The sequence below is a fragment of the Erwinia sp. SLM-02 genome (assembly GCF_037450285.1).
In the GTDB taxonomy this organism is placed as follows: Bacteria; Pseudomonadota; Gammaproteobacteria; order Enterobacterales; family Enterobacteriaceae; genus Erwinia.
Genome location: NZ_JAQISN010000001.1, coordinates 1,228,207 through 1,255,166, shown reverse-complemented (window position 1 = coordinate 1,255,166; position 26,960 = coordinate 1,228,207). Strand labels below are relative to the sequence as shown.

Genomic DNA, 26,960 nt, shown 5'->3' with positions numbered 1-26,960 from the left:
TCCTTACTCGGCCGGTTTCTGCCCAAAAGTCACGCGATCGTTACCGCCGTAATCCTGACAGGTTTCGATCGCGGTAAAGTTGTTATCGCGCAATATCTGGCGAACCTCTTGCGCCTGCTGCCAGCCGTGTTCCAGCAGCAGCCAGCCTTCCGGGAGCAGATGCTGCCCGGCTTCGGCGGCGATAATTTTGATATCCGCCAGTCCGCGATCGCCCGCCACCAGCGCGCTGGCCGGTTCGAAGCGCACGTCGCCCTGGCTGAGGTGGCCGTCGGCGGCATCAATGTAGGGGGGGTTACTGACGATAGTGGCGAACTGTTCCCCGCCAAGGGCGGAAAACCAGTTGCTCTGCAGGAAACGGGCGTTATCCAGCGACAGCTTTGCGGCGTTCTGCCGGGCCAGCTCAACGGCATCGGGAATACGATCGACGCCGGTCACCCGGCACTCCGGCCGCTCGCTGGCAACAGCCAGCGCGATGGCACCGGTGCCGGTGCCGAGATCCAGCACGGTACAGGCGTTTGGCGGCATATGCGCCAGCGCCTGCTCAACCAGCACTTCGCTGTCAGGGCGGGGGATCAGCGTGTGGGGAGAAACGCTGAGAGGCAGCGACCAGAATTCACGCTCACCGATCAGATACGCCACCGGTTCGCCTGCCGCACGGCGAGCCAGCAGGGCATCAAGCCGCGCCAGCTGCTCCGCATCCAGCTCGCTGTCGTCGAAAGCAATCAGCCAGCTGCGCGATTTTCCGATCGCCCAGCCCAGCAGAATCTCGGCATCGCGCTTTGGGCTTTCGCTGCCTGCCAGCCGGGAAATGGCCTCACGCAGCCAGGCTCGTATCTGCATCAGTCCTGCCCGGCGAGGGCGGCCAGCTGATCGGCCTGATATTCCTGCACAATAGGTTCAATCAGCGAATCCAGCTTGCCTTCCATCGCCTCATCCAGACGGTAGATCGTCAGGTTAATACGGTGGTCGGTCACGCGCCCCTGCGGGAAATTATAGGTGCGGTTGCGATCGGAGCGGTCGCCGCTGCCCAGCAGATTGCGCCGCGTGGAGGACTCTTCCTGCTGACGGCGCGCCATTTCGGCGGCGCGAATGCGCGAACCCAGCACGCCCAGCGCTTTGGCTTTGTTTTTGTGCTGCGAACGCTCGTCCTGGCACTCCACCACAATACCGGTTGGCAGGTGGGTAATACGGATGGCGGAGTCGGTGGTGTTAACGTGCTGGCCGCCCGCGCCGGAAGAGCGGAAGGTATCAATTTTTAAATCGGACGGATTGATATCCGGCAGCTCGGCTTCCGGCAGCTCCGGCATCACCGCCACGGTGCAGGCGGAGGTGTGAATACGGCCCTGGGATTCGGTTTCCGGCACGCGCTGAACGCGGTGGCCGCCGGATTCAAACTTCAGACGACCATAGGCACCCTCGCCCACCACTTTGGCGATCACTTCTTTAAAGCCGCCGTGCTCGCCTTCGTTGGCGCTCATGATTTCCACTTTCCAGCGGCGCGCTTCGGCATAGCGGCTGTACATCCGGAACAGATCGCCGGCGAATATGGCCGCTTCATCACCGCCGGTCCCGGCGCGCACTTCCAGATAGCAGTTGCGTTCATCGTCCGGATCTTTTGGCAGCAGCAGAACCTGCAGCTGTTGTTCCAGCGCTTCGCTCGCCTCGCGGGCTTCTTTTAATTCTTCCTGCGCCATCTCGCGCATTTCCACATCGTCGAGCATCATCTCGGCGGTTTCAATATCTTCCTGGGTCTGCTGCCACTGACGGAAACACTGGCTGACGTCGGTCAGCTGGGCATATTCACGTGACAGCGCACGGAAACGTTCCTGATCGGCAATCACACCGGCATCACCCAGCATCGCCTCGACTTCTTCGTGACGTTCCTGCAATGCTTCCAGTTTGGCAACAATAGAAGGCTTCATTCGTGTAGTTTTACCTTGTTAAAAGAGGCTTGAAACGCTATTCCAGCCCGAGGCTGTCGCGTAAAATTTGCAGACGTTCGCCATCGCCATCGCGTGCGGCCTGCTGAAGAGATTTGGTTGGGGCATGGATCAGACGGTTGGTCAGCTTGTGCGCGAGGTCGCGGATCACCTCTTCCGCATTTCCGCCGTTTTGCAGCGCGGCCAGCGCGCGCGCTTCCAGCTCACTGCGCACCTGGTCGGCCTGGGAACGATATTCGCGGATGGTTTCCACGGCACCCTGCGCCCGCAGCCAGGACATGAACTCACCGCTTTCCTGCACCACGATCGTTTCGGCCTGAACCGCGGCGGCTTTGCGCTGCGCGAGGTTGCTTTCAATGATCGCCTGCAGATCGTCCACGCTGTAGAGATAAGCGTTGGGCAGTTTACCCACTTCCGGCTCAACGTCGCGCGGCACGGCAATATCCACCAGCAGCATCGGCTGATTGCGGCGCTGCTTCAGCGCGCGCTCCACCATGCCTTTGCCGATAATCGGCAGCGGGCTGGCGGTAGAACTGATAATAATGTCGGCTTCGGCCAGGCGTGAATCAATGTCCGGCAGGCTAATCACTTCGGCACCCACCTCATCGGCCAGCAGCTGAGCGCGTTCGCGGGTACGGTTGGCAATCATCAGTTTACTGACCTTGTGTTCACGCAGATGGCGGGCGGCCAGCTCAATTGTTTCGCCCGCGCCAACCAGCAGTACGGTCACCGTGGAGAGCGATTCAAAAATCTGCCGCGCCAGGCTGCAGGCGGCGAACGCCACCGAGACGGCGCTGGCACCGATTTCGGTTTCGGTGCGCACGCGTTTAGCCACCGAGAACGATTTCTGGAACATGCGCTCCAGTTCGCTGGAGAGCGAATGGCCTCGCTGGGAATCGGCAAAGGCTTTTTTCACCTGCCCGAGGATTTGCGGTTCGCCCAGCACCAGAGAATCCAGCCCGCTGGCCACGCGCATCAGATGGCTGACCGCGCCATCATCGTGATGCCAGTAGAGGCTTTTATGCAGATCGTCCAGGCTTAACTGATGGTAATCGCACAGCCACTGGGTCAGCTGCTCTTGTAAATTCTCCTGCTGTTCTACACTGAGATAGATTTCAGTGCGGTTGCAGGTGGAAAGTACCACGCCACCCTGCACCTGCGGCTGCGCCAGCAGGCTGTTTAAAGCCTGATCGAGCGTGTCCGGCGCGAACGTTACACGTTCACGCAGCGCAACGGGAGCGGTTTTGTGATTAATGCCAAGAGCCAGTAACGTCATGGTGCCAGATTGGGTATATCCCACAGTTGATAGGGTTTTCTGAAGCGCATTCTACAAGATGCGCGGGATCAATAAAAGTCATGCGTGGCCTATCCCTGCAACAAGATTTACCTGTTGTAGCGCAAATCAGACAATTTGAGCGTTGACGCGGCCCGGCAAGCTGGTTAGCGTGAGCGGTTGATTGCGGCAAGTATGCCCGAATTACGTCCGAGGAGTTGATCTGAACATGTTATCGTCGAATCGCCGCCTGATGCGGCTTATTCCCCTCGCCAGCGTGCTGCTGGCGGCCTGTAGCATCACACCAGAGCCACAGACCCCGGGCCAGAGCCCCACATCGCCGCAGTGGCGCGACCACCAGCAGGCGGTTGAAAAAATTACCCAGTATCAAACCCGCGGCGCTTTCGCGTTCCTTTCCGATCAGCAAAAGGTGTATGCCCGCTTTAACTGGCAGCAGACCGCCCCGGACCGCTACCGCCTGCTGCTGACTAACCCGCTGGGCAGCACCGAGCTGCAGCTTGACCAGCAGGGCCAGGTCGCACAGATCGTGGATAACAAAGGCAAGCGCTACGTCAGCCGCGACGCCGCGCAGATGATCTCGCAGCTGACCGGTATGACGATCCCGCTGGATAACCTGCGCCAGTGGATCCTCGGCCTGCCGGGCGACGCCACCGACTACTCGCTGGATGACCAGTACCGCCTGCGCGAGCTGAACTACAGCCAGGACGGGAAAAAATGGCACGTCACCTATCAGGGCTATGACAGCAAGCAGAACCCGACGCTGCCGTCGAACCTGGAACTGCAGGAAGGCAGCCAGCGCATCAAGCTGAAAATGGATAGCTGGACCGTTAAATGATCGAACAGTGGCCCTCCCCGGCAAAACTTAATTTATTTCTCTACATCACCGGCCGTCGTGAAGACGGCTACCATAATCTGCAAACGCTGTTCCAGTTTCTGGATTATGGCGACACGCTGACCATTACCGCCGACGGCAGCGGCGAACTCACGCTGTTAACCCCGGTTGCCGGCGTGCCCGATGAGCAGAACCTGATCGTCCGCGCCGCCCGGCTGCTGCGCGAGAAGGCGCTTGAGCGTGGCACTCTGCCCGCCAACGCCGGAGCCAGCCTGGCGGTGGAGAAACGCCTGCCGATGGGCGGCGGGCTGGGCGGCGGTTCCTCAAATGCCGCGACGGTACTGGTTGCGTTGAATCACCAGTGGCAAACCGGATTCAGCTTTGAAGAGCTGGCGGCGCTGGGCCTGGGCCTGGGGGCCGACGTACCGGTGTTCGTCCGGGGCTTTGCGGCCTATGCGGAAGGCGTGGGTGAAAAGTTAACCCCCGTTTCCCCCGCGGAGAAATGGTACCTGGTGATGCACCCCGGAGTAAGTGTGGCAACCCCGGCGGTCTTTAACGATCCGTTACTGACCAGAGACACGCCATATCGGCAAATCGACCAGCTGATGGAGGCCGATTTCCGCAATGATTGTGAGGCCGTCGTCAGAAAACGTTTCCGCGAGGTTGAACAGCTAGTTTCCTGGCTGCTAGAATATGCGCCGTCGCGCCTGACAGGAACGGGAGCTTGTGTGTTTGCTGAATTTGACACCGAGTCCGCCGCACGTCAGGTGCTTGAGCTGGCCCCGAAAGAATTGCAGGGATTTGTTGCGCGAGGCGCAAACGTTTCGCCGCTTCACCGCATTCTTTCAGAGCATTCGAGCTGACGTGACAGCGTCACTATGATCCAGACGCTGCACTAAGTTCTTTAACACCCGCATGAAATCGTCAGTGGTCTTGCGCCAACCCTGACTCAATTTCATTCTCTCGACGCAAAGCCTGAGGTTCTTCTCGTGCCTGATATGAAGCTTTTTGCTGGTAACGCCACCCCGGAACTAGCACAACGTATTGCCAACCGCCTTTACACCAGCCTGGGCGACGCCGCCGTCGGTCGTTTCAGTGATGGTGAAGTGAGCGTACAGATTAATGAAAATGTACGCGGTGGTGATATTTTCATCATCCAGTCCACCTGTGCCCCAACCAACGATAACCTGATGGAACTGGTTGTGATGGTTGACGCCCTGCGTCGTGCTTCCGCTGGTCGTATTACCGCGGTCATTCCGTATTTTGGCTACGCCCGTCAGGACCGCCGCGTGCGCTCTGCTCGTGTACCCATTACTGCTAAAGTCGTTGCTGATTTCCTGTCAAGCGTGGGCGTTGACCGCGTACTGACGGTTGATCTGCATGCCGAACAGATTCAGGGCTTCTTCGACGTTCCTGTTGATAACGTTTTCGGCAGCCCGATCCTGCTGGAAGATATGATGCAGATTGGCCTGGAGAACCCGATTGTGGTTTCTCCGGACATCGGCGGCGTGGTTCGTGCCCGTGCTATTGCGAAACTGCTGAACGATACCGATATGGCGATTATCGACAAGCGTCGTCCACGCGCTAACGTGTCTCAGGTGATGCATATCATCGGTGATGTCGCTGGCCGTGACTGCGTGCTGGTCGATGATATGATCGATACCGGCGGCACCCTGTGCAAAGCAGCGGAAGCGCTGAAAGAGCGCGGCGCTAAGCGCGTCTTCGCTTACGCTACTCACCCAATCTTCTCCGGTAACGCGGTTGAAAACCTGCGTCATTCGGTGATTGATGAGGTTGTGGTGTGCGATACCATTCCGCTGCCTGAAGAGATTAAAGCGCTGCCAAACGTGCGTACCCTGACCCTGTCAGGCATGCTGGCAGAAGCGATTCGTCGTATCAGCAACGAAGAATCTATTTCTGCGATGTTTGAGCATTAATTCACTGGCCGGGTTATCCCGGCCGGTTTGTTTTTAGCGTTCAGGTTTATATAGCCGCTGTCTTTCGGGACGGCGGCTTTTTTATTGTGGTTAGCTGACTGTAGCTCGTTGCAGGAACATTTGTGCTGGTTGCTAGTTGCTAACGAACATGTGTTTGTGGGCCGGTCTGCGCCACTGCCGGGTGGTCCTCGCGCCGCTTCGCGGTTCCTTCGGTTTCGGCAGTTGGCCTGTCATAGCTGGGCAATTCGCGCTTGTGGGCCGGTCTGCGCCACTGCCGGGCGGTCCTCGCGCCGCTTCGCGGTTCCTTCGGTTTCGGCAGTTGGCCTGTCGGACCGGTGAAGATGGTGCATCCATGCACCAGCTTCACCTGACGCCAACGTCCATGTTGGCGTCTCCTGGCCAGCAGCCTCCACCTCAGCGCTGCGGATTACCCGGCAGTGGCGCAGACCGGCCCTCTTAACTTATTGATGTCGCTTTTGATTGATAACGGATCAAAGACCTTGTGAACTATGCAGGTATTGATAGCCAGTTTTTTTTAATGGCTCATCTATTTAGAAATTACTCAATAAAATAACGCCATTGAATCAATGCATTCTGGATCTTACGCAAAAGTATGCTTCGTGACAGAACCTGTTTTCATGTATTCCGGTTTTTACAGGCAACATCAGATTAAATAAGCCGCCGAACCCACCAGTCAGCGTAAACACCGCAGTTCGAAGCATCACCGCAGTTCGAAGCATCACCACATTTCGAATCTAACCATCGACTCGGCCAGTCGGAATAAACGTCGGAATTTTCTCGCAACCTACGCAGAGTTTAAAAGCAGACCGGCGGGTCCATCGGATGGGCAATCCGCAGCGCTAAACGCAGTAAGGAAGCCAGGATTCACCTGCAGGACGCAGGTGAAAGCCAGAGCCGGGCCAGGGACGGCGCGTCTCTGGCGGTCCGACCGGCTGACGCACGAAGTGAAGGTACCGCAACGCGGCGCGAGGACCCGCCCAGCCGATGGACCCGCCAGTCAGCGTAAACACCGCCGTTAACACCACCGCATTTCGAATCTAACCATCGACTCGGCCTGTCAGAATAAACGTCGTTATTTTCTCGCAGCCAACACAGAGTTAAAAAGCAGACTGGCGGGTCCGGCGGCTGGGCCATCCGCAGCGCTAAACGCAGTAAGGAAGCCAGGATTCACCTGCAGGACGCAGGTGAAAGCCAGAGCCGGGCCAGGGACGGCGCGTCTCTGGCGGTCCGACCGGCTGACGCACGAAGTGAAGGCACCGCGAAGCGGCGCGAGGACCAGCCCAGCCGATGGACCCGCCGGTCAGCATAAACTCCTTAGTTGCAGAAAACACCCAAACACCCAAACACCCAAACACCTAAGCACCGAATCACCGATCCAGGCCAATATGCTCCGCCAGATAATCAATAAACACCCGCATCTTCGGTAACAGATGCCGGTTCCCCGGCCACAGCAGCGAAAACTGCCCCCCGGCGCTGATAAAATCGCCCAGCACGTTTTGCAGCTCCCCGCTCTCCAGATACTCCTGCACGGCAAAATCCGGCACGAAAATCAGCCCAAGCCCGCGTCGGGCGGCCGAAATCTGCGCCTCCAGATTATTAAATACCAGCGAACCCTGCAGCGGCAGCTCGCGCGGATCCACACCGTCAAACTGCCAGGGCTGCAGCTGCCCGCTGCCGGAAAAACGGTACAGCAGGCACTCGTGCTCACTCAGATCGGCAGGCTGCAGCGGCCGTCCCCGGCGGGAAAAATACTCGCCGGAGGCGACCAGACAAAAACGAAAGCCGCCAAGACGCCGCGCCTTTAACCGCGAATCCGCAAAATCACCGCTGCGCAGCACCGCGTCATAGCCTTCACCAATCACATCCACCAGACGATCGTTAAAATCCAGATCCAGCTCAATATCAGGATACTGCGAGGTGAAACCGGGCAGCAGAGGCAGCAGCAGCCGGTAGCCGATCGCCGGAAAACTCACCCGCAGCCGCCCGCGCGGCGCGGACATCAGGCGTGAAAGCTCCTGCTCGGCTTCCTCCAGCTCCAGCACGATGCGCTGACTGCGCTCATAAAACAGCGCCCCTTCTTCGGTCAGGCTCAGGCTGCGCGTACTGCGGTTAAACAGGCTGACGCCCAGGCTGCTTTCCAGCCGCGCCACGCTTTTACCAATCGCCGACGCCGACACACCCAGCCGCTCTGCGGCCGCCGCAAAACTGCCCGCCTGTGCCGCTTTCACAAATGCCGTCAGCCCGCTGAGGCTTTCCACGCTGCTCATTCGATACTTTTTGTCCTTTATCTTCGGCCATATGGCGTGTTTATCACCGGGTCATGCCAATTTATCCTGATTTTTTGACTGATGAAAGTGGAGATACAGAATGAGTTCCCTGACCCTTGAAGCCCAGAGCAACCGCTGGAGCATACTCGCCGTCTGCAGCGCGGCGCTGATGCTGCCGCTGAGTTTTTCAGCCGGGATCATCACCACGCCCGCCATCGCCGTGCACCCCGGCGGATCGCCGCTGGCGCTGAGCTGGATCACCAACGCGTTCCTCCTGAGCTTCGGCAGCCTGCTGATGGCGGCCGGGTCCCTCGCCGATCGCTACGGCCGCAAGCGCCTTTTTATCGCTGGCGTAACGGTCTTCACCCTGCTCTCGCTGCTGACGCCGTGGCTGCCTTCGGTCGTCTGGCTGGATATCGTCCGGGCGCTGCAGGGGGCCGCCGCCGCTGCCGCACTCGCCGGCGGATCGGCGGCCATGGCCAACACCTTCAGCGGCGAAGCCCGGGCGCGGGCCTTCAGCCTGCTGGGGACCAGCTTCGGCGTCGGCCTGGCCGCCGGGCCGGTCGTGGCCGGGTTGCTGATGCAGGTCGCGGGCTGGCACAGCGTATTCCTCTGCTGCGCCCTGTTTGGTGCGGTGGCGCTGTTCTGCGGCACCCGCTATCTGGCCGAATCACGCAACCCCGAGCCGCAGCCGCTGGACTGGCCCGGTATCATCATCTTCAGCACCGCACTGACGCTGTTTACCTGGGGACTCTTACAGATGGCGGACAACGGTAGCACCCCGCTGACCCGCATGCTGCTGCTGGCCTCCCTGGTGGCCGGGATACTGTTTGTCTTTATTGAGCGCCGCGCCGCTTTCCCGATGCTGGACCTCAGCCTGTTCCGCTACGGGCGCTTTACCGGCGTCCAGCTGCTGCCGGTCGCCACCTGCTACTGCTTTGTGGTGCTGCTGGTTCTGCTGCCGCTGCGCTTTATGGGCTTTTACGGCTACGACGCGCTGACCACGGGCCTGCTGATGCTGGCTATCTCGCTGCCGATGCTGATTATTCCTTCGGTTGCCGTCAGCCTGACCCGCCGCTACCACCCCGGAACGGTCAGCAGCGCTGGTCTGCTGCTGGCCGCAGCGGGTATCGGCCTGCTGAGCCTGGTCACACCGCAGAGTTCGCTGTTCGTTACCCTGCTGGCGATGCTGCTGATCGGAACTGGCAGCGGGCTGCCCTGGGGGCTGATGGACAATCTCTCGGTCAGCGTGGTGCCGCCGCAGCGGGCGGGGATGGCTACCGGCATCTTCAGCACCGTGCGCGTGGCCGGGGAAGGCGTGGCGCTGGCCAGCGTCAGCAGCCTGTTTACCTTTCTGCTGGCCCACCAAGCCCATTTGCACGGGATTTCTGCCCAGGCGCTGCCGACGCTGACCACCGGATCCGTCGTCGATCCGCGACTGCTGCCGCTGGCGGAAAGTGCGTTCCAGCAGCTGCTGCTGGTGCTTCTGGCGGTGACCGTGCTCTGCGCCGGAGTCATCTGGCTGTGCCTGGTTCCCCGCAGTAAGCAGATTAATTAAGCGGACAGCACAGCCGGAAAGTTTTTTTTAGCAATTTGGTATAACCCCCCCTTTTGAGGACCATTTATTAATGCTACTTTGCTCGAATTGACTTAATCGGAATATTCTTATATGGCGCTAGACGTCGCAACCCTGTTTATCTGCGAGCTGTATGTACTGCTGTTTCTTATTGTTATCACCGCCTTCGCCTGGAGCGGCGCACAGTACGATAAAGTGTTGGGATTTAACTCTATCTCGCTGATTGTCAGTGTTATTGCCGTCTGGTTAAGCAGCCTTCGCAATGAAGGCCTGCTGTTCTGGTCCGTGGCAGTGGGAAATATCTGCGTGCTGCTGGCCTACGGACTGTTGCTCAGCGCGTTCCGTGCGTTTCGCGGCGCACGATGCGGCTGGGACTGGACGCTGGGCATGGTGCTGTGGGGCGTGCTGTGCCTGTTCCCGTGGTTCTGGAACTCGATGCATAACCGGATCCTGGTTTCCTGCCTGCTGTGCATCGTCTACACCGCCGCCATGATCCGCGAACTGCACCGCGCCCGCGCAATGCTGCCCGTCACCTTCTGGCCCGCCCGGCTGCTGCTGTGGATTCACCTGCTGTTCAGCGTGGTGCGGGCGGTGCTTGACGGCGGAATTCCCAGCCCGCTGTACGGGGCGATCGGCGGCTCGACCTTCTCGGTTTATGTGATCCTGGAATCGATACTCATCGTCATCGGGATGAGTTTTACCCTGATGGCGATGGTCAACGAGCGCACGCAGATAAAATATAAACAGGCTTCGCTGCTGGATCCGCTGACCGGAGTGTGGAACCGCCGCGCGCTGTTTGAGAAGGCCGACCAGCTGGCGCACCCTGCCGGCGCAGCACGGGAAGTTACCGTCATGCTGTTTGACCTTGACCACTTTAAAAGCATCAACGACCGTTTTGGCCATTACCACGGCGATCAGGTGCTAATCGATTTCTGCCACAAGGTGTGTACTGAACTGCCCACCGACAGTTTCTTTGCGCGGCTGGGGGGTGAGGAATTTGCCGCTATCGTGCTGTGTAATGAGAATGTGGGTATGGAAACCGCCGAGCGCATCCGCCAGACGATAGAGGCGTCAAGGCCGCAGCAGGTGCATTACAGCGTCAGTATTGGCGTGGCCAGCAGCGCCGGCGGCCCCCTGCTGGTGGATTCGCTGCTGGCGGCGGCGGATGATGCCCTGTATCAGGCGAAAGCGGCCGGCCGTAACCAGATAAAAATCTTCCGGCCTGACGAACAGCAGTTACAGGCCCTGCCCGCTGCCGGTTAGCGGCCTGATGGGATCGGCTTCCTGATAAAGCATCATGCCCGCGCAGGCGGGCATCAAAGACGCAATGCGTTTCTCAGGCACCAGCCGTTGGCTTCGTTTCAGTGCTGGCGATTGCCCTGACGGCAGCGTTTATCACCGCAGTGGCGCACCCAGTAATAGCGGTCGGCGATTTTTTCCCGGCCGCTCACGCGTGCACCCACCAGCCACAGCAGCGCACCGATGAAGATACTGAAAATCGCCCCATGCACCATAAACTGCGGTAACTGCAGCTGCGGCATCTGATTCAGCACCGAGTAACCGACCCCGAAAATCATCACCACCAGCCCCAGCACCATCAGGGCATTGCCCATGACATGTGTATGTTTACGTTTCATTACGCACCTCCAGACGGTTAAACAGGGCAAACTCCATTGCCGGATGTCTACAGTGTAGGAAATCGTCTGCGCTATCGTTGCGGGCGCGATCACATTTATAGCTAAATCTCTGACAGTTCTTTACATGTAATCGCCTGAATTTGTATAGAAAATGTATTATCACGCTGCATAACTATCCGTCCTGCGCACCGACTCTGGCGCGATCTTTGAGTTATCTCTCCTGCTTGAGTAAACTAGCCGCCTTTATCCGTACGCTTCAGGAAACTACACCGTGAGCAGCATCAAACTGATTGTTGGCCTTGCCAATCCCGGCGCTGAATACGCCGCTACGCGCCATAATGCCGGAGCCTGGTATGTTGATTTGCTGGCTGAACGTCACAATCAGTCGCTAAAGGAAGAAAGTAAATTTTACGGCTACACCGCGCGGCTGAATATCGGCGGTGAAGATGTGCGCCTGCTGGTGCCGACCACCTTTATGAACCTCAGCGGCAAAGCGGTGGCGGCAATGGCGACCTTTTACCGCATCGCCCCGGAAGAGATCCTGGTGGCGCACGACGAGCTGGACCTGCCGCCCGGTGTGGCAAAATTCAAACAGGGCGGCGGCCACGGCGGCCATAACGGCCTGAAAGATATCATCAGCAAGCTGGGCAATAACGTGAACTTCCACCGCCTGCGCATCGGCATCGGCCATCCGGGCGATCGCAACAAAGTGGTGGGATTCGTGCTGGGTAAACCGATGGCCTCCGAGCAGCCGCTGATTGATAACGCGATTGACGAAGCGGTGCGCTGCACCGAAGTGTGGCTGAAGGAAGATAAGCTTAAGGCGATGAACCGCCTGCACAGCTACAAGGCGGGCTGATGGAAGCAGGCCCGGCATCGGGCCTGCTTCCTTACCGGTCAGGCGTCGTTGCTGGCGACCTTGTAGTCCGGGTCGTCCAGTTCATGCGTGCAGTACGGACCGGCCTTTTTCAGCAGGCTGATGCAGTCCTCGCTGAGATGGCGCAGGCGCAGGGTTTTACCCGCTTCCAGGTAGCGCGCGGTCAGCTTATCAATCGCCTCCACGCCGCTGGAATCCATTACCCGGGTGCGCGCGAAGTCGATAACTACCTGCTCCGGGTCCTGCTGCGGATCGAACAGCTCCTGGAAACTGGTGGTGGAACCGAAGAACAGCGGCCCCTCCAGACGATAGGTTTTCTGCCCTTCTTCGCGCTCCTGCGAGACGATAGTGATGCGCGCATGCTGCCAGGCAAAGACCAGCGCGGAGATAATCACCCCGCAGATCACCGCCATCGCCAGATCGGTGAAAATCGTCACCAGCGTTACCGCAATCATAATCACCGCATCGGCTTTCGGCATCCGCTTCAGGCGCTTGATGGAGCTCCATTCAAACGTATTGATGCACACCACGAACATAATCCCGGCCAGCGCCGCCACCGGCAGCAGCGCAATGTACTGAGACAGGCTGACGACAAACAGGATCAGCAGCACCGCACCGACCAGGTTTGAAATACGCCCGCGACCGCCGGAGGTGAAGTTGATAATCGACTGGCCGATCATCGCACAGCCCGCGAAGCTGCCGAAGAAGCCGCACAGGGTATTACCGATGCCCTGCGCCACGCACTCCTGGTTGCCGGCACCTTTTTTACTGCCCATCTCATCCAGCACCGACAGCGTCAGCAGCGACTCAATCAGCCCGACCAGCGCAATCACCACCGAGTACGGCAGAACGATTTTCAGCGTTTCCCAGCTCACCGGCACCTGCGGCAGATGGAACATCGGCAGCGTGCCGGAGATATCCGCCAGGTCGCCAACGCGTTTGGTATCCAGACCAAAACCAATCGCAATTGCGCTAATCACGATCAGCGCCGCCAGCGAACCGGGGATGATTTTGGTCACTTTCGGGAACAGCCAGACAATCAGCATCGCCAGGGCAACCAGCGCATACATCATCGGCCCCTGCCCTTTAATCATCGGGAACTGCGCCAGCATAATCACTATCGCCAGGCCGTTAACAAAGCCGTAAATCGCCGGCTGCGGCACCAGACGAATAAACTTGCCCAGCTTCAGCACACCGATCGCCAGCTGGATCAGCCCGGCGAGAATGCTGGCCACCAGCACATACTCGTAGCCGTGCTGGGTAATCAGGCTAATCAGCACCACCACTATCGATCCGGCCGCACCGGAGATCATCCCCGGCTTTCCGCCGAAGAACGCGGTAATAATGCCGAGGATAAAAGCGGTATGCAGGCCGATAGTCGGCGACAGCCCGGCCAGCAGGGAAAAGGCGGTCGCTTCCGGGATCAGCGCCACCGAGACGACAGCACCGGCCAGGACGTCGTTTTTGACGTCTCTCGCCCTGAAATTGCTCAGGTTAAACATGTTATTTCCAGTTATTTTTTTACACGCAGACGTTCTGCACCGCGCTTTTCAGAACATCAGCGGGCACAGCAGGCTCGTTCAAACGACGAGTGAAGGCAACGGATCTGTTGCGCAGAAGGGAGCATTCTCAGGGTGGCGTAAGCAGGAAGCGATGCATCTGCGCGGTTCTCCGATAAGGGTAAAGATGTGTCAGTATGGAAAATTGTGAGGGCGATCTCAAGGGAAACCTGCCCGCGGCGCGACAAATCAACGCCATCGCCGCCGGATTTACGTGTATAATGCGCGGAAACTTTTAAGACACTGTCTGTGACAACATTGAGGTATTTAACAATACCTTGATTATCAAGCTATTAAGGTGATTCAAACATGGGATTCAAATGCGGTATTGTGGGCCTGCCAAACGTCGGGAAATCCACCCTGTTCAATGCGTTAACTAAAGCGGGCATCGAAGCAGCTAACTTCCCGTTCTGTACCATTGAGCCGAATACCGGCGTAGTGCCAATGCCTGACTCACGTCTGGATCAGCTGGCCGAAATCGTTAAGCCGCAGCGCATTCTGCCGACCACCATGGAATTCGTGGATATCGCGGGCCTGGTTAAGGGCGCGTCAAAAGGCGAAGGCCTGGGTAACCAGTTCCTCACCAACATCCGTGAAACCGAAGCGATTGGCCACGTGGTGCGCTGCTTTGAGAACGACAACATTATTCACGTGAATAACAAGGTCGATCCGGCAGACGATATCGAAACCATCAACACCGAGCTGGCGCTTTCCGACCTTGATACCTGCGAACGCGCCCTGCAGCGCGTGCAGAAGAAAGCCAAAGGCGGCGACAAAGACGCCAAAGCCGAACAGGCCGCGCTGGAAAAATGCCTGCCGCACTTGGAAAACGCTGGAATGCTGCGCGCGTTGAACCTGAGTGAAGAAGACAAAGCGGCTATCCGCTACCTGAGCTTCCTGACCCTCAAACCAACCATGTACATCGCCAACGTCAACGAAGACGGCTTCGAGAACAACCCGTACCTGGATAAAGTGCGCGAAATCGCCGCCGCTGAAGGTTCCGTTGTGGTTCCGGTGTGCGCCGCCGTTGAGTCTGATATCGCCGAGCTGGAAGACGGCGACCGCGAAGAGTTCATGGCCGAGCTGGGTATTGAAGAGCCGGGCCTGAACCGCGTGATCCGCGCCGGTTACTCCCTGCTGAACCTGCAAACCTACTTCACCGCGGGCGTGAAGGAAGTGCGTGCCTGGACCATCCCTGTGGGTGCCACCGCGCCACAGGCCGCCGGTAAAATCCACACCGACTTCGAAAAAGGCTTTATCCGCGCGCAGACCATCGCGTTTGATGACTTCATCACCTTCAAGGGTGAACAGGGTGCGAAAGAAGCCGGTAAAATGCGTTCAGAAGGTAAAGATTACATCGTGAAAGATGGCGATGTGATGAACTTCCTGTTTAACGTGTAAGCCGTTTTCTCGCTTCTGTTGACCAACGAGGTTTTCATAAACCTCGTTGGAACAGCGAAAATCTAAAAATCCACGCAGCTGCGTGGATTTTTTATTGCCGTCACAAGTCATCTGTCAACAGCGCAGCTGAAAATGAGTACAAGCATGAGTGGAGTGACCCCATTCCCGTAGACATTCGTTGTCCTCAGGCTGGTGGGTTCGCCCGCCATGCCACGGAATAAAGCGGCCATCTGAGTATTTGGCGCAACAACCTTACCGGCATAACCCGCCAGCTCAATGCTGTGTTTACCTTTTTTGATTGAGTAGCTCACTGCCCTGCCTCTATTTTTGATAATCCTGCATCAAATACCTTGCGCGCAACAACATGGATTGACAGCGCGAAGGAGTAGCTGGGTATGTTGAATTAGTTACTTATGACATGTAGCTACTTGGGGGAGTTACTCCCCCATTAGCTCACTTACCCCATTGATCTTTAATATAATTGGCAACCTCATCTGACAAGTTGTACCAACTTGCGACATTGTTGCTTGCATCCACCACTATTAATTTATCGTCTGCATCCATGGCTTTACGCACAATATCCACAGCTTGTGAGGAGGTATAGGTTGAATTTACATACCAATTTGATTCTGTAACTTTTGCCCAGCCCCCTAATGATTGGATGGCTTTGTGTACTGCCGGATAGTCTTTAGTCTTGATCAGGTCATAAGTTACGAAGAGGTTATTTGCCATTTCGTTTCTCCATGAACGCCATAACATCGATTTTTTAACTACATCGGCATTTATAGCGGCTTCCTGGGACTTCCGTAAATGGGCAGTTATCAAACAATTGATACTGGTCATAAAACCAGTAAAAATATTTTACCGAGATTGCACACTTACCGCTTCGCCACTATCATAACCACTATATATTGTGTTTACTTACAATATAAATACAATATATGCAATCATCCATACAGTGAATAGGTGTTGAGAATGGCTAACAATTCAAAGCAAACATCAAGTAAAGTCGCATCAGTCGCAGCACAAACCCTGAACAACCCTAACGCATCTGGAATCCAAAAGAGCCTTGCTGGTTCAGCACTGTCTCAAAAGGGTTCTTCAAACCAAACAAGCGGTGCAATGGAACATAAAGCATCTGCTGCCCTCAACAATCCACGCTCAAGTGAATTGACCAAAGAACTTGCCGCCTCTGTTCTCGCTCAATCGAACAAAGGGCGTAAGTAAAAAACCACCTGCATAGCAGGTGGTTTTGACACAGCCCCCTAAAAGGGGGCTTAAACACTACCCTTCCAGCCCCAGCTTTATTTGTCTTTCTTCTTTCTCTTTGGCTACCTTGTCCTGGTACCGTACATAACCGCCCATACATCACGCAGGCGTTTAGACGTGTTAAGACAGGATCAAAAGTGACGGGGGAAATCACGTAACCATTTGATTTTGTTGAGTGGTGCCGATAATGGAGTCAAACATACGACCTTCGCATTACGAAAGCAAGCCAACTCAAAAATGAGTATATGGATGAGTATTCTGAAGATAAACTTTTAAATAAAAATAAATATCAATGAGATACGCTCAAATTTACGGCTCAACATCTAAGCCGTTTTCTCACTTCTGTTGACCAACGAGGTTTTCCTGAACCTCGTTGGAACAGCATAAATCTAAAAATCCATGCGATTGCGTGGATTTTTTATTGCCTCTGAAAAACGTTTAACCAGGCATCGGCAGTTGCTTTCTCCGCAACGGAACGCTCCCCCTTCTGGTATTCCTGAAGGGATCAGGTCAGCGGACCTCGCCAGGGAGGTATGCGGATGGTAGAGCGCCGAAGATTTTTTAGGAAATCCCGACCGCGATACCGATGGACCGTCATAAGCAAGACAGGAAGTGGATTTCAGCCCCTGTACTATGAATTCCCTTGGCTCAGGTTCTTGAAGATTCCAGTGCATGACAGATTAGTGCCAAAGGCCCATTCATCATTTCAGTTTTGATCCGACTTTCGTCAGGGTTACAGCCGATCGATAACGCGAAACCGTGCAAATAATCTGCCAGCAGATCCAGGCCGTCTTTTTCGGTTTGTTTGGCTAGCGCCAGAGGAGAAACAATAATTTTATAGCGTTCAGTAAATATTTGCGCCGGGCCTTGTGATGTCATACTCAGCATGGTTTGCAGGAGTCCGCTGTACTCGCGCAATATTGCGATGTAACTCACACATAAGCGCTTTAACTCGTCTTGCCAGTCCGAACGCACCTGAGGCAGATAGATCCCCTCCACCAGCGATGTCGTTAGTGCCTCTAACAGGGAATTCTTGTTTTCGAAGTAATGATAAATCGCCATGGGATCGACGTTTAACTGAGCTGCTAATGCACGGATGCTGGGGATTTTCCCATTCTCCTTCATCAGACATTTCGCCGTTTCCAGAATCCCGTCAGCGGTTAGCTGAGCCATCTTGCCAACGGGGCGTCCACGTTTTTTCTCATTGACAGCCATCCGATCCCTCCCATAAAATTCACTTTATTCTACATTGTAGAATTAACTATACACGCTGTCTCCGCCTGGCTCAACCACGACTAATTTGATGAGGGATTTATGGCAAACATCGTATTCATTGCAACCAGTCTCGATGGCTACATTGCAGATAAGCAGGGGAAGCTTGACTGGCTAAACTCGGTGCCCAATCCCGATAATATTGATACGGGTTTCTTCGCTCTGATGGAGCAAATTGACGGGTTGGTGATGGGCAGGAACACCCTTGAGGCGGTACTCGGTTTTGAATGCGACTGGCCTTATTCAAAGCCCGTATTTGTATTAAGCAATACGATGACGAACGTGCCGCCGGGCTATGAGGAGAAGGTATTGCTGGTCAAAGGTGCATTAAAAGAGATTATCGCGGAGCTGAATGCCAGGGGATTTAGCGATCTGTACATCGACGGTGGCGCAACCATTCAAAGCTTCCTCAATGAGGATCTCATCGATCAACTGGTTATTACTCGCTTTCCCCTGTTACTGGGTGGCGGCATTCCCTTGTTCAGCGAGCTGAAACAGCCACTGAACTTCAAAGTGACAAAAAATGAAATCGTGCTGGAGACACTGGTCCAAACCACTTACCAGCGAGCGAGATGATATCTGGTTTTGATCGGTGCAGGAGGCGGGTTACGTCCGCTCTGCGCCTGGAGCGGACGTTTCAACATTGAACCATTATTAAATTCAGCATCTAACCCCTGGCCATATATAAAACGCCTGATGCGAGGGGTCAGGTGCCTGTCAAAAAGGCTGGCTTCAGCCCTGCCAGCGTGACTGACGGATAATGCTGCAGAAATTCGCAGGTTTGAACCGGGCGTCTTTGTCTGCCAATACATCTGCTTTCACGTTACCAAATGTAGTTTGTGGCTTGTGTTTGATACCGTCATAGAAGGCCTGAATGATGTCTTCCTTAAAATCCGGCGTGCGCGGATACTGCTGGGTCACTGCGCTGATTTCTTCCTGTGAAAATTTTTGATAATCAATTCCCAGCACATCCATTTCAACGCCTGCCGTAAGCAGGGCTATCTCAGGTGCCATGAACTCCGGAATACCCGGCGTGGTATGCAGGGCAATAGCGGTCCAGACTTTATCAATGTCCCGTGTCTCGATACCGTAACCTTCCAGGAATTTACGCGCTTCATTTGCCCCATCTACTTCAAAACGTTTATCGCAGCTGCAATATTCATGAGTCAGGCCAATGTCATGGAACATACATCCGATGTACAGAAGTTCAGCATCGGCTTTAATTCCTCTTTTCTGACCCGCCAGGGCTGCCCAGTGGTACACACGGCTTGAATGGTTAAAAAGCAGATCGGATTCGGTATCACGAATGAACTCGGTGGCTTCGCGGGTCATTTTAGTGTCCGGAATACTGATGCCTTCGATAGTGCGGTTCATAAAAAATCCTCTTTTCTGTTGTAGGCCTGCAGAGTAAGGCCTAACATCTATGTCCGGAAGTGCAGCATAAAGATGATTCGGGACATTAAGATGATTCAGGACGCCAGGAAAATAAAATGAGCCATACCATCGCTATCCTTGCCGTTCCGGGGGTGCAGATGCTTGATGTCTGCGGCCCGATGGATGTCTTTGCCGAGGCCAATCGGGTACTTAAACGCAACTTTTATACGCAACACGTCATCGCCGTCACCGGTTCCATTATTCACTCCTCGTCCGGGGTTAAACTGGCGGCAGATGCCGCAGTGTCAGACAGTGACGGGTTTTCAGCTCATACTTTTCTTGTCGCCGGTGCGCCAGATATTGCTGATTACCAGCCGGACGTGCACGTGCTGACCTGGATCAACGCAATGTGTGAGTCGAGCCAGCGTTTTGGTTCCGTATGTACGGGCGCATTGTTGCTGGCCCTGACCGGAAAGCTCAATGGGAAAAGGGTCACCACGCACTGGGCCTGTGCGGATACGCTTTCTCTTAAGCATCCTGAAATCATCGTAGAGGCAGATGCTTTATATGTTGCTGATGGCCGAATCAGAACAGCAGCAGGTGTCACCTCTGGCCTTGATATGGCACTGCGTCTTGTAGAGGAAGATCTGGGCAGACGGGTGGCGACAGAAGTCGCGGATCAACTGGTTATGTTTTTCCGCCGACCGGTTAACCAGTCGCACTTTGTGAGAGGAAGTATGCTCTCCCTTTGTGGCCGCACGGCTCTTCAGGATCTGCAGAGATGGGCTATTGCGAACATCAAAGAAGTGACTTCGGTTGCCATGATGGCAGAGCATATTGGCTTCAGCCAGAGGCACCTCACGCGGATTTTCCGACAGGAAGTTGGCCTCACCCCTGCACAGTGGCTGGAACGCGAACGCGTAGCCAAAGCAAAATTGCTCATTGAAAAACAAAAATTGCCAGCGAAAACACTTGCCGCTGAATGTGGTTTTTCCGGACCCGATGTAATGAGGCGCATATTCAGTCGCTTAGTTGGGATCACGCCCAGCGGGTATCAGAAATTGATGAGCCGCGGCTAGCTTTTGCACAACGGCAGCACCGGTCAGACATGACCACATTTGCGAACTGCTGCTCATCGCTCCTGGCAGACCACCCGCATGTGCGCCTTATGCCAGAGCGGGCATTCTACTCAGTCCGCTTTTCGCGCAAAGCAGACATCCCGGAGCACAACCTGCGGGCAGTGATAAAGCCTGACACAGGCCAATATCGTTCAGACACCGGCCTGCCCTACGCATTTCCTAACCTCACCCGCCCCAAAAAACCCACAAACACACCGCCGCCAGATACATCCCGCCACCGAAAACCGCGTGCGTGGCCAGGCTGCGCAGGCGGTTTTTAACCGGGGTGGGCGTGCGCGATGCGGCAAATCCGGCGCCCATGGCAGGCTGCATAATAAACAGCGGGAATACAACGGTTGCCACACCAACGGATACGGCAGGCAGCAGGGTCGGGTTCTCCAGCCAGCCACCGCCGGCGAAAGCCACCAGCAGCGCGGCAAACAGCACGCCGGTGGCATAGTGAATCGCCCAGCCCAGCCAGCGCTCCCCCGCAATCGGTGACGCCCGGCCGATGGCCGCATGCGCAAACCTACCGTGCCACGTATGCCCTACCCAGCGGCCGACCAGGGCGTAATCCAGCGTGGGGTTTCCCAGCCTTTTTAAAATCACTGACCAGATATCCATGACCAGCGTGCCTCCGATCCCCACCAGAATAATGTTTACACACTCATCGAAAATGCCCATCACAGCCTGTTCCCCTTCCTCATTTTAACGGTTGCAGGCATGATAGAAGTTGAAGTCAACTTCAAGTCAAGAGGCTCGCTATGGATATCTCCGAGGCTGCCCGGCGTTCAGGCGTGCCCGCCTCCACGCTGCGCTACTATCAGAAAATGGGCCTGATCCGTGCGATCAGCCCCGAGGGGGAACGGCGTCACTTTGCCGCAGACGTGCTGGACCAGCTGGCGCTGATTGCTCTGGGCCAGGCCGGGGGACTTTCGCTGGATGAGATCCGCAGCATGCTGTCTCCCAGCGGCGAACCGCAGGTTGACCGGGCGGTGCTACTGTCCCGGGCCGACGAGATTGATGCCACCGTCCGTCGCCTGCGGGCAATGAGCCAGGGTCTGCGCCACGTGGCGGAATGCCCGGCCGCCAGCCACGCAGAGTGCCCAACCTTTCAGCGCTGGTTAAAGGCCGCCACCGCGGAAAAAATAAAGCAGAAACGCTGAGCGTCTTTTCCGTGCCACCACCACGAAAAACAGCAGGGAAGCCGACGCCTCCCTGCTAATAAAAACAATCATCCCAGGCGGAGAATGCCGCTACACCGCCGCCGGATCGGGCTTGTCACCGCGAAGACCATACAGCGCCATGGCCCGCCCCACCGTCTCCCTCGGCACCGAGCCTTCGTCGGCCAGCAGCTTCAGCGAGGCGACAACGATATAGTGCCGGTTGACCTCAAAGAACTCGCGCAGCGCCTCGCGGGTGTCCGAACGACCAAAGCCGTCGGTGCCGAGCGACATAAAACGTCTGTCGACCAGGAACGGCTTAATCTGATCGCCGACGATTTTCATATAGTCCGTCGCCACCACAACCGGCCCGCTGTGGCCCTCGAACATCCGCTGGACGTAAGGCACCTTCGGCGTGTCGTCCGGGTGCAGCAGATTCCAGCGCTCGGCGGCCATCCCTTCGCGGCGCAGTTCCGTCAGGCTGGTTGCGCTCCAGATATTGCTCACCACGCCGAAATCGCTGAGCAGCAGTTCAGACGCGGCCATCACCTCGCGCAGGATCGCACCGCTGCCCATCAGCTGTATGCAGGGGCGCGTATCGCTGGCGTTTTCATGTGCCCGGAACAGATACGCCCCCTTCACGATGCCGTCCTCCACCCCTTCCGGCATCGCGGGCTGCGGATAACCCTCGTTCAGCAGCGTGATGTAGTAATAAATATCTTCAAAATCGGCGTACATTCTGCGCATCCCGTCGCGAACGATAACCGCCAGCTCGAAGGAAAAAGCAGGATCGTAAGAAATGCAGCTGGGGATCACCGAGGATAAAACGTGGCTGTGGCCGTCATCATGCTGTAGCCCTTCCCCCATCAGCGTGGTTCTGCCCGCCGTCGCGCCCAGCAAAAAGCCTTTGGTTCGCGCATCGGCCGCCGCCCAGGCGAGATCGCCCACCCGCTGCAGACCAAACATCGAGTAGAATATATAGAACGGGATCGTCGGAACATCGTGGTTGCTGTAAGCGGTCCCGGCAGCGATCCAGCTCGAAATCGCCCCGGATTCATTTATCCCCTCCTGCAGGATCTGCCCGTCCTTCGCCTCTTTGTAATAGCTCAGCTGTCCGGCATCCTGTGGAGTGTAAAGCTGCCCGAGATACGAGTGAATACCAATCTGACGGAACAGTCCTTCCATGCCAAAGGTTCGCGACTCGTCCGGCACGACAGGAACGACCAGCCTGCCGAGTTCCTTATCCTTCAGCAGTGCGTTCAGGATCGTGACGAACGCCATCGTCGTCGATTGATTACGTTCGCCGCTGCCCTTCAGCACGCTGGCAAACTGGCTGAGCGGCGGCACGGTTAGCGCGGTGGACTGATTAAAACGCGCGGGTATATTACCGCCCAGCCGTGCGCGGGTGGCCTGTAGGTAGCGCGCCTCCTCGCTGTCCGGCTCGGCTTTCAGGAAGGGAAGTTCTTCCAGCTCTTCATCGGGCACCGGAAGCCGAAAGCGGTCGCGGAACGCCCTGACCGCATCCTGGCTCATTTTTTTCAACTGATGGTTGATGTTCTGCCCTTCTCCCGCTTCGCCCATACCAAAACCCTTCACGGTTTTAGCAAGGATCACCGACGGCATTCCTCGGGTATTCACCGCCTGATGGTAGGCGGCATAAACCTTCTCAGGATCGTGGCCGCCGCGGTTCAGCTGCCAGATCTCGTCATCGCTCATATCGGCCACCAGCGCCAGTAGCGCCGGGTACTTACCGAAAAAGTGCTCGCGAACGTAGGCTCCGCTTTGCGACTTAAAGGTTTGATAATCACCGTCCACACACTCCATCATGCGCTGAGCCAGCAGGCCGCTGGTGTCCTTAGCCAGCAGCGCATCCCATCCACTGCCCCAGATCACTTTAATCACGTTCCAGCCGGCAGCTTTAAACGCGCCTTCCAGTTCCTGAATAATTTTGCTGTTGCCACGCACCGGGCCGTCAAGGCGCTGCAGGTTGCAGTTAACCACAAAAATCAGGTTATCCAGCTTTTCCCGACCGCCGAGCGAGATCGCCGCCAGCGATTCCGGCTGATCCATTTCGCCATCGCCGAGAAATGCCCAGACTTTTCTTCCCTGGTGAGGTATCAAATCGCGGTACTCCAGGTAGCGCATATAGCGCGCCTGATACGCGGCGGTCAGCGGCCCCAGCCCCATCGACACGGTCGGATACTGCCAGAACTCCGGCATCAGGCGCGGATGGGGATAGGAAGAAAGCCCGCGCCGGTTTGATTCCCGGCGGAAGTTATCCATCAGCTCGTCATCCAGCCGCCCTTCCAGCCATGCGCGGCCGTAAATTCCCGGGGCCGAGTGCCCCTGAAAATAGACCATATCCCCGGCGAAGCTGTCCGTCCGGCCACGGAAGAAATGATTGAATCCCACGTCGTAAAGCACCGCCGCAGACTGGTAGGTGGCGATATGCCCGCCGACGTTAGAGTGCTTACCCGCCCGCAGCACGATGGCCATCGCGTTCCAGCGGACCAGCGCATTCAGCTTCGATTCGGTGGCTAAATTACCGGGGTAGACCGGCTGTTTATCAGCAGGAATCGAGTTGACGTAGGGCGTGGTCACCAGGCTGTAAAAATCACCGTGCCGCCGGTTATCCGCTTCGGCCATTTTATCGATCAGAAAATGTGCCCGCGCGCGCCCGTCCGCATCGACGACACTGTTAAAAGCCTGAAGCCATTCGGCCGTTTCCTGCGGATCCAGGTCTGCTTCTACTGCGTGTTGATTCATATCTTCTCCGAGAATAGTAGCGGTGAAATCTGCACGACAGCGAATCTCACCCACCAACCGATTGCAACCGCAATCATTGCAATTGCAACAATAGCAAAAGCAACTCTATCCGCTTATAATTGCATTTGCAACTCACGGACAGGCAAAGAGGTCGTCAATGGCAGGTAACACCCCGGATTTATGGTTTTCATTTGTGCGCTCCCACCGCACCCTTATCAGGCTGGTTGAGGCGCGTCTGAGCGCCGCCGGGCTGCCGGTTTATGCCTGGTACGATGTGCTCTGGGGGCTGGAAAGCGGCGAGAACGGCACCCGCCGAATGCATGAGCTGGCCGACGTACTGGTGATTGAGCGCTACAATCTCACCCGCCTGATCGACCGGCTGGAGAAAGAAAATCTGGTGGAACGCCACCGTTCGGCAGATGACGGCCGCGCGGCGTTTGCCACCATTACCCCTCAGGGCAAGGCGCTGCGAAAAGAAATGTGGGCGGTGTATCAGGCGGTGATTAAACAGCACTTTCTTAGCCAGTTCAGTGAAGAACAAATTGCTCAGTTCTCGGCGGCCCTGGATGCTGCCGCGCATTCCGTCCGGGAGGCTTAACGATCGCCCCCGTAAGGGAGCGGTTATCCTGACGTTTTCGCATTGACTCACTGATGAGAAATCTTAAATAATTAGCCAAATAAGAATATTCTGGCTCCACGGACCGCTGCCTGATGTTACGCAACGGGATCGGGCCGGAAACGTCGCTGACATCAACGTGAGAAGACCATGCCCGATTCCACAGCTCCTGCATCACAAAATGACCTGACCCTTTGCCTCGCCCTGTGCGAAGACGCTTTCAGCCAGATCCTGCTGCTGCTCAATGTCCCCGTTCAGGCACCACCGTCGCCGGAGGCTTTCTATGTGTCGCTGCAGCAGGTGCGGCAAGACCTCGGTTCCTGGAAAGATGTCGCCCAGCGGTTAAACCTCAGCGAGCAGGAGATGACCCAGTTTATCCAGACCCTGCGCGCCCTGAACAAGCAGCTGGATAGTCACGATAATGCCCAGCCCGCCGGTAAAAACCGGGTCATCGCCGCGCTGCGTTTTGTCGCCCAGCTGGAGCGCCTGAAGGATAAGCAGCCGCAGCTGACCTACGCCACCGACCTGCATGAAGACGGGGAAAAAACGCAGCTGCGCAGCCTGAAGCAGGTGCGTGCGCTGGAGCTGATGATCCGCAGCCTGATCAACGAGGCCTACAGCAACCAGCAGGCGCTGCTGAAGCATCTGCGCACGCTGTTCGGCGAAGAGCGGGTCAAAACCTGGCTTAACGTCGCCGATCGTGATGACGTGCTCAGCGGCACGCTGTTCAGCGAACTCTCTTCCCTGTTCGTCGATAAAAAAGAGTACGCCAACCACTACTCGCCGCTGTATCAGTACACGCAGCTGCTCAGCCTGATGAACGACAAGCGCAAAACCCTGCAAACCTTCCTCGACGATATCCGCGCCATCCGCAACCGTCTCGCACACCACAAGCGCGTCACCCCGGTGCAGACGGCGCTGGTGAATTACTACTATCAGGAAATTGCCGGCCCGGTGCAGGAGGCCTTCGATCAAGGTCGCGTGCAGGTTGACCCGGACCGCTATTTTGACGCCGGGGAAACGGAAGTTCGCCAGTATTTCAGTCAGATGACGGAAAAGCTGGAGCGGCTGGGCGATGACGTGCAGGAAGTGAAGGAGAGCCTGGCGCGGCAGAATGAGAAGCTGGCCGACATCAAGCAGGACACCGGCTTTCTGCGCAAAAAGATCGTCTGGGTGCTGGGCGGCATCGTGGTGCTGATCGTCGGATCCGTGCTGACCTTCGGCACCTCAACCCGCACGCTGGTCAATACCGAAGCCATCCGCAGCGATGTCAACGAAGTGGGCAAGACCGTTGCCGGGGTGAAAAAAGAGACCAGCACCGATCCGCGTAAGGAGCTGGCAAATATCGGCATAGCCTGGGATGAAGACAATATCCGTGCGGCGATCGACCGGGGGGATAGCCGGGTGGTCAGCCTGTTTATGGACGGCGGCATGAACTGGAAACTCTATTATGCAGAAAAAGCGCTGATCGCCGATCATAAAGATGTGCTGGCGGTGCTAATCGCGCACGCCTCGCTGATGGATGAAAAGCAAAAGTGTGAACGGATTAACAGCGTACTGCTCCAGAGTGTCAGTCACGATACGCCGTTAACGCCGATGCAGACAACCTTCCTGAAAACCTTCTGTTCTTCGCCAGCTGCGGTCGGCTATATCAAATCGGAGCTGGACCGGGCGCTGAAATTCGAAAAAAGCCAGCAGGATGCCTACGATCGGGAACTGGCGAAAATCGAACCGGCCGCTCGCTGCGAGTGCCGTCTGATGGCGAATGATGCCCGGGCGTTGATGAGCGAAGCCGCGCAGTTCTCGTTGTCGGGATCCCGCACCTTCTCTCTCTATGACACGCTGCTCGCTAATCTGTATCACCAAATAACGATAGGTGACTACTCGTTAAGTGGGATCCGCAAACAGGTGAAAGAATTCTGCAAGCAGCAGGAGAACAGCAAGCCTAATATCGCTATTGGCGATAGCTGGAGCCGCTCACAGCGGGTGATTTATAACGTGGTGAAGTAAGGCACAAAAAAATGGCCCTTGCATAAGGGCC

Annotated in this window: 24 protein-coding genes; 13 read left to right on the top strand and 11 right to left on the bottom strand. The window is 56.4% G+C overall.

Annotation, left to right across the window (positions count from 1 at the left end; genetic code table 11):
• Positions 1–3: 3 nt before the first annotated feature.
• Genes prmC through hemA form a run of 3 tightly spaced genes read right to left on the bottom strand, consistent with a single transcriptional unit; the run spans position 4 to position 3,216 of the window.
• Entirely contained in the window at positions 4–840 is an 837-nt protein-coding gene (prmC, locus tag PGH32_RS05750) for a peptide chain release factor N(5)-glutamine methyltransferase (protein WP_314421979.1), read from the bottom strand.
• Positions 840–1,922 carry a peptide chain release factor 1 gene (gene prfA / locus PGH32_RS05745; RefSeq protein WP_337893453.1) on the bottom strand — a complete coding sequence of 361 codons (1,083 nt, stop codon included), beginning with the start codon at positions 1,920–1,922 and terminating at the stop codon, positions 840–842. Before prfA ends, prmC begins: the two co-directional genes overlap by 1 nt.
• A 37-nt stretch (positions 1,923–1,959) precedes the next feature.
• Complete coding sequence (gene hemA, locus PGH32_RS05740; protein WP_314421981.1) at positions 1,960–3,216, bottom strand: glutamyl-tRNA reductase; 1,257 nt, start codon at positions 3,214–3,216, stop codon at positions 1,960–1,962.
• A 226-nt stretch (positions 3,217–3,442) separates the two neighbouring features.
• Here hemA and lolB point away from each other — a divergent pair, with 226 nt between their 5' ends.
• From lolB to prs, 3 genes are all read left to right on the top strand, one after another.
• Positions 3,443–4,069: a lipoprotein insertase outer membrane protein LolB gene (gene lolB / locus PGH32_RS05735; RefSeq protein WP_314421982.1), complete on the top strand. Its 627-nt coding sequence runs from the start codon at positions 3,443–3,445 to the stop codon at positions 4,067–4,069.
• The gene (gene ispE, locus PGH32_RS05730) at positions 4,066–4,929 is read left to right on the top strand and encodes a 4-(cytidine 5'-diphospho)-2-C-methyl-D-erythritol kinase (RefSeq protein ID WP_337893452.1); all 864 of its coding nucleotides are present in this window, start codon (positions 4,066–4,068) and stop codon (positions 4,927–4,929) included. Before lolB ends, ispE begins: the two co-directional genes overlap by 4 nt.
• 126 nt (positions 4,930–5,055) lie before the next feature.
• The gene (prs, locus tag PGH32_RS05725) at positions 5,056–6,003 is read left to right on the top strand and encodes a ribose-phosphate diphosphokinase (protein ID WP_105594349.1); all 948 of its coding nucleotides are present in this window, start codon (positions 5,056–5,058) and stop codon (positions 6,001–6,003) included.
• Positions 6,004–7,391: 1,388 nt separating this feature from the next.
• Here the strand turns inward: prs and PGH32_RS05720 are convergent.
• Positions 7,392–8,282, bottom strand: a complete 891-nt coding sequence (locus tag PGH32_RS05720) for a LysR family transcriptional regulator (RefSeq protein WP_337894265.1) — start codon at positions 8,280–8,282, stop codon at positions 7,392–7,394.
• Positions 8,283–8,391: 109 nt separating this feature from the next.
• On the opposite strand from PGH32_RS05720, the gene PGH32_RS05715 reads away from it, so the two are divergent.
• Together PGH32_RS05715 and PGH32_RS05710 are read left to right on the top strand one after the other, a co-directional pair.
• A complete protein-coding gene (locus PGH32_RS05715) occupies positions 8,392–9,849 on the top strand; it encodes an MFS transporter (protein ID WP_337893451.1) in 1,458 nt (485 codons plus the stop codon).
• Positions 9,850–9,960: 111 nt separating this feature from the next.
• Positions 9,961–11,130, top strand: a complete 1,170-nt coding sequence (locus tag PGH32_RS05710) for a GGDEF domain-containing protein (protein ID WP_337893450.1) — start codon at positions 9,961–9,963, stop codon at positions 11,128–11,130.
• A gap of 98 nt (positions 11,131–11,228) precedes the next feature.
• On the opposite strand, the gene ychH is transcribed toward PGH32_RS05710, so the two are convergent.
• Complete coding sequence (gene ychH / locus PGH32_RS05705; protein WP_105594345.1) at positions 11,229–11,504, bottom strand: stress-induced protein YchH; 276 nt, start codon at positions 11,502–11,504, stop codon at positions 11,229–11,231.
• Between the two features lie 271 nt (positions 11,505–11,775).
• Here ychH and pth point away from each other — a divergent pair, with 271 nt between their 5' ends.
• Positions 11,776–12,363 carry an aminoacyl-tRNA hydrolase gene (gene pth, locus PGH32_RS05700; RefSeq protein ID WP_314421988.1) on the top strand — a complete coding sequence of 196 codons (588 nt, stop codon included), beginning with the start codon at positions 11,776–11,778 and terminating at the stop codon, positions 12,361–12,363.
• A gap of 38 nt (positions 12,364–12,401) precedes the next feature.
• On the opposite strand, the gene PGH32_RS05695 is transcribed toward pth, so the two are convergent.
• Positions 12,402–13,883: a SulP family inorganic anion transporter gene (locus PGH32_RS05695; RefSeq protein ID WP_337893449.1), complete on the bottom strand. Its 1,482-nt coding sequence runs from the start codon at positions 13,881–13,883 to the stop codon at positions 12,402–12,404.
• Between the two features lie 366 nt (positions 13,884–14,249).
• Between PGH32_RS05695 and ychF the strand changes: the two genes are divergently transcribed.
• On the top strand, positions 14,250–15,341 hold the full coding sequence (ychF, locus tag PGH32_RS05690) for a redox-regulated ATPase YchF (RefSeq protein WP_337893448.1): 1,092 nt from the start codon (positions 14,250–14,252) through the stop codon (positions 15,339–15,341).
• Positions 15,342–15,794: 453 nt separating this feature from the next.
• Here ychF and PGH32_RS05685 read toward each other — a convergent pair whose 3' ends face one another.
• Positions 15,795–16,073 (bottom strand): hypothetical protein, encoded by a 279-nt coding sequence (locus PGH32_RS05685; protein ID WP_337893447.1) that lies wholly within the window; start codon positions 16,071–16,073, stop codon positions 15,795–15,797.
• A 243-nt stretch (positions 16,074–16,316) separates the two neighbouring features.
• On the opposite strand from PGH32_RS05685, the gene PGH32_RS05680 reads away from it, so the two are divergent.
• Positions 16,317–16,568: a hypothetical protein gene (locus tag PGH32_RS05680; RefSeq protein ID WP_071603011.1), complete on the top strand. Its 252-nt coding sequence runs from the start codon at positions 16,317–16,319 to the stop codon at positions 16,566–16,568.
• A 690-nt stretch (positions 16,569–17,258) separates the two neighbouring features.
• On the opposite strand, the gene PGH32_RS05675 is transcribed toward PGH32_RS05680, so the two are convergent.
• Complete coding sequence (locus PGH32_RS05675) at positions 17,259–17,825, bottom strand: TetR/AcrR family transcriptional regulator (RefSeq protein ID WP_337893446.1); 567 nt, start codon at positions 17,823–17,825, stop codon at positions 17,259–17,261.
• 99 nt (positions 17,826–17,924) lie between these two features.
• On the opposite strand from PGH32_RS05675, the gene PGH32_RS05670 reads away from it, so the two are divergent.
• Positions 17,925–18,458, top strand: coding sequence for a dihydrofolate reductase family protein (locus PGH32_RS05670; RefSeq protein WP_337893445.1), 534 nt, complete (start codon positions 17,925–17,927; stop codon positions 18,456–18,458).
• 156 nt (positions 18,459–18,614) lie between these two features.
• Here the strand turns inward: PGH32_RS05670 and PGH32_RS05665 are convergent, their stop codons facing one another.
• Positions 18,615–19,256: an HD domain-containing protein gene (locus PGH32_RS05665; protein WP_337893444.1), complete on the bottom strand. Its 642-nt coding sequence runs from the start codon at positions 19,254–19,256 to the stop codon at positions 18,615–18,617.
• A gap of 116 nt (positions 19,257–19,372) precedes the next feature.
• Here PGH32_RS05665 and PGH32_RS05660 point away from each other — a divergent pair, with 116 nt between their 5' ends.
• On the top strand, positions 19,373–20,335 hold the full coding sequence (locus PGH32_RS05660) for a GlxA family transcriptional regulator (protein WP_337893443.1): 963 nt from the start codon (positions 19,373–19,375) through the stop codon (positions 20,333–20,335).
• Positions 20,336–20,560: 225 nt separating this feature from the next.
• On the opposite strand, the gene PGH32_RS05655 is transcribed toward PGH32_RS05660, so the two are convergent.
• Positions 20,561–21,058 carry a DUF2938 domain-containing protein gene (locus tag PGH32_RS05655; protein ID WP_337894264.1) on the bottom strand — a complete coding sequence of 166 codons (498 nt, stop codon included), beginning with the start codon at positions 21,056–21,058 and terminating at the stop codon, positions 20,561–20,563.
• Between the two features lie 80 nt (positions 21,059–21,138).
• Between PGH32_RS05655 and PGH32_RS05650 the strand changes: the two genes are divergently transcribed.
• Positions 21,139–21,540 (top strand): helix-turn-helix domain-containing protein, encoded by a 402-nt coding sequence (locus PGH32_RS05650; RefSeq protein ID WP_337893442.1) that lies wholly within the window; start codon positions 21,139–21,141, stop codon positions 21,538–21,540.
• Positions 21,541–21,630: 90 nt separating this feature from the next.
• Here the strand turns inward: PGH32_RS05650 and aceE are convergent, their stop codons facing one another.
• On the bottom strand, positions 21,631–24,303 hold the full coding sequence (gene aceE / locus PGH32_RS05645; protein WP_337893441.1) for a pyruvate dehydrogenase (acetyl-transferring), homodimeric type: 2,673 nt from the start codon (positions 24,301–24,303) through the stop codon (positions 21,631–21,633).
• 157 nt (positions 24,304–24,460) lie between these two features.
• On the opposite strand from aceE, the gene PGH32_RS05640 reads away from it, so the two are divergent.
• Positions 24,461–24,901: a MarR family winged helix-turn-helix transcriptional regulator gene (locus PGH32_RS05640; protein WP_314422070.1), complete on the top strand. Its 441-nt coding sequence runs from the start codon at positions 24,461–24,463 to the stop codon at positions 24,899–24,901.
• A gap of 168 nt (positions 24,902–25,069) precedes the next feature.
• A complete protein-coding gene (locus tag PGH32_RS05635) occupies positions 25,070–26,929 on the top strand; it encodes an STY4199 family HEPN domain-containing protein (protein ID WP_337893440.1) in 1,860 nt (619 codons plus the stop codon).
• The last annotated feature ends 31 nt before the right edge of the window (positions 26,930–26,960 follow it).

What these genes read in the sequence shown, in the direction of transcription:
- PGH32_RS05680 (WP_071603011.1), top strand. Translation starts at nt 16,317, where the DNA reads ATGGCTAACAATTCAAAGCAAACATCAAGTAAAGTCGCATCAGTCGCA.
- PGH32_RS05715 (WP_337893451.1), top strand. Translation starts at nt 8,392, where the DNA reads ATGAGTTCCCTGACCCTTGAAGCCCAGAGCAACCGCTGGAGCATACTC.
- PGH32_RS05660 (WP_337893443.1), top strand. Translation starts at nt 19,373, where the DNA reads ATGAGCCATACCATCGCTATCCTTGCCGTTCCGGGGGTGCAGATGCTT.
- PGH32_RS05675 (WP_337893446.1), bottom strand. Translation starts at nt 17,825, where the DNA reads ATGGCTGTCAATGAGAAAAAACGTGGACGCCCCGTTGGCAAGATGGCT.
- PGH32_RS05695 (WP_337893449.1), bottom strand. Translation starts at nt 13,883, where the DNA reads ATGTTTAACCTGAGCAATTTCAGGGCGAGAGACGTCAAAAACGACGTC.
- ispE (WP_337893452.1), top strand. Translation starts at nt 4,066, where the DNA reads ATGATCGAACAGTGGCCCTCCCCGGCAAAACTTAATTTATTTCTCTAC.
- PGH32_RS05685 (WP_337893447.1), bottom strand. Translation starts at nt 16,073, where the DNA reads ATGGCAAATAACCTCTTCGTAACTTATGACCTGATCAAGACTAAAGAC.
- PGH32_RS05655 (WP_337894264.1), bottom strand. Translation starts at nt 21,058, where the DNA reads ATGGGCATTTTCGATGAGTGTGTAAACATTATTCTGGTGGGGATCGGA.
- lolB (WP_314421982.1), top strand. Translation starts at nt 3,443, where the DNA reads ATGTTATCGTCGAATCGCCGCCTGATGCGGCTTATTCCCCTCGCCAGC.
- prfA (WP_337893453.1), bottom strand. Translation starts at nt 1,922, where the DNA reads ATGAAGCCTTCTATTGTTGCCAAACTGGAAGCATTGCAGGAACGTCAC.
- aceE (WP_337893441.1), bottom strand. Translation starts at nt 24,303, where the DNA reads ATGAATCAACACGCAGTAGAAGCAGACCTGGATCCGCAGGAAACGGCC.
- ychF (WP_337893448.1), top strand. Translation starts at nt 14,250, where the DNA reads ATGGGATTCAAATGCGGTATTGTGGGCCTGCCAAACGTCGGGAAATCC.
- ychH (WP_105594345.1), bottom strand. Translation starts at nt 11,504, where the DNA reads ATGAAACGTAAACATACACATGTCATGGGCAATGCCCTGATGGTGCTG.
- prmC (WP_314421979.1), bottom strand. Translation starts at nt 840, where the DNA reads ATGCAGATACGAGCCTGGCTGCGTGAGGCCATTTCCCGGCTGGCAGGC.
- PGH32_RS05650 (WP_337893442.1), top strand. Translation starts at nt 21,139, where the DNA reads ATGGATATCTCCGAGGCTGCCCGGCGTTCAGGCGTGCCCGCCTCCACG.
- PGH32_RS05670 (WP_337893445.1), top strand. Translation starts at nt 17,925, where the DNA reads ATGGCAAACATCGTATTCATTGCAACCAGTCTCGATGGCTACATTGCA.
- PGH32_RS05710 (WP_337893450.1), top strand. Translation starts at nt 9,961, where the DNA reads ATGGCGCTAGACGTCGCAACCCTGTTTATCTGCGAGCTGTATGTACTG.
- PGH32_RS05635 (WP_337893440.1), top strand. Translation starts at nt 25,070, where the DNA reads ATGCCCGATTCCACAGCTCCTGCATCACAAAATGACCTGACCCTTTGC.
- PGH32_RS05665 (WP_337893444.1), bottom strand. Translation starts at nt 19,256, where the DNA reads ATGAACCGCACTATCGAAGGCATCAGTATTCCGGACACTAAAATGACC.
- PGH32_RS05640 (WP_314422070.1), top strand. Translation starts at nt 24,461, where the DNA reads ATGGCAGGTAACACCCCGGATTTATGGTTTTCATTTGTGCGCTCCCAC.
- hemA (WP_314421981.1), bottom strand. Translation starts at nt 3,216, where the DNA reads ATGACGTTACTGGCTCTTGGCATTAATCACAAAACCGCTCCCGTTGCG.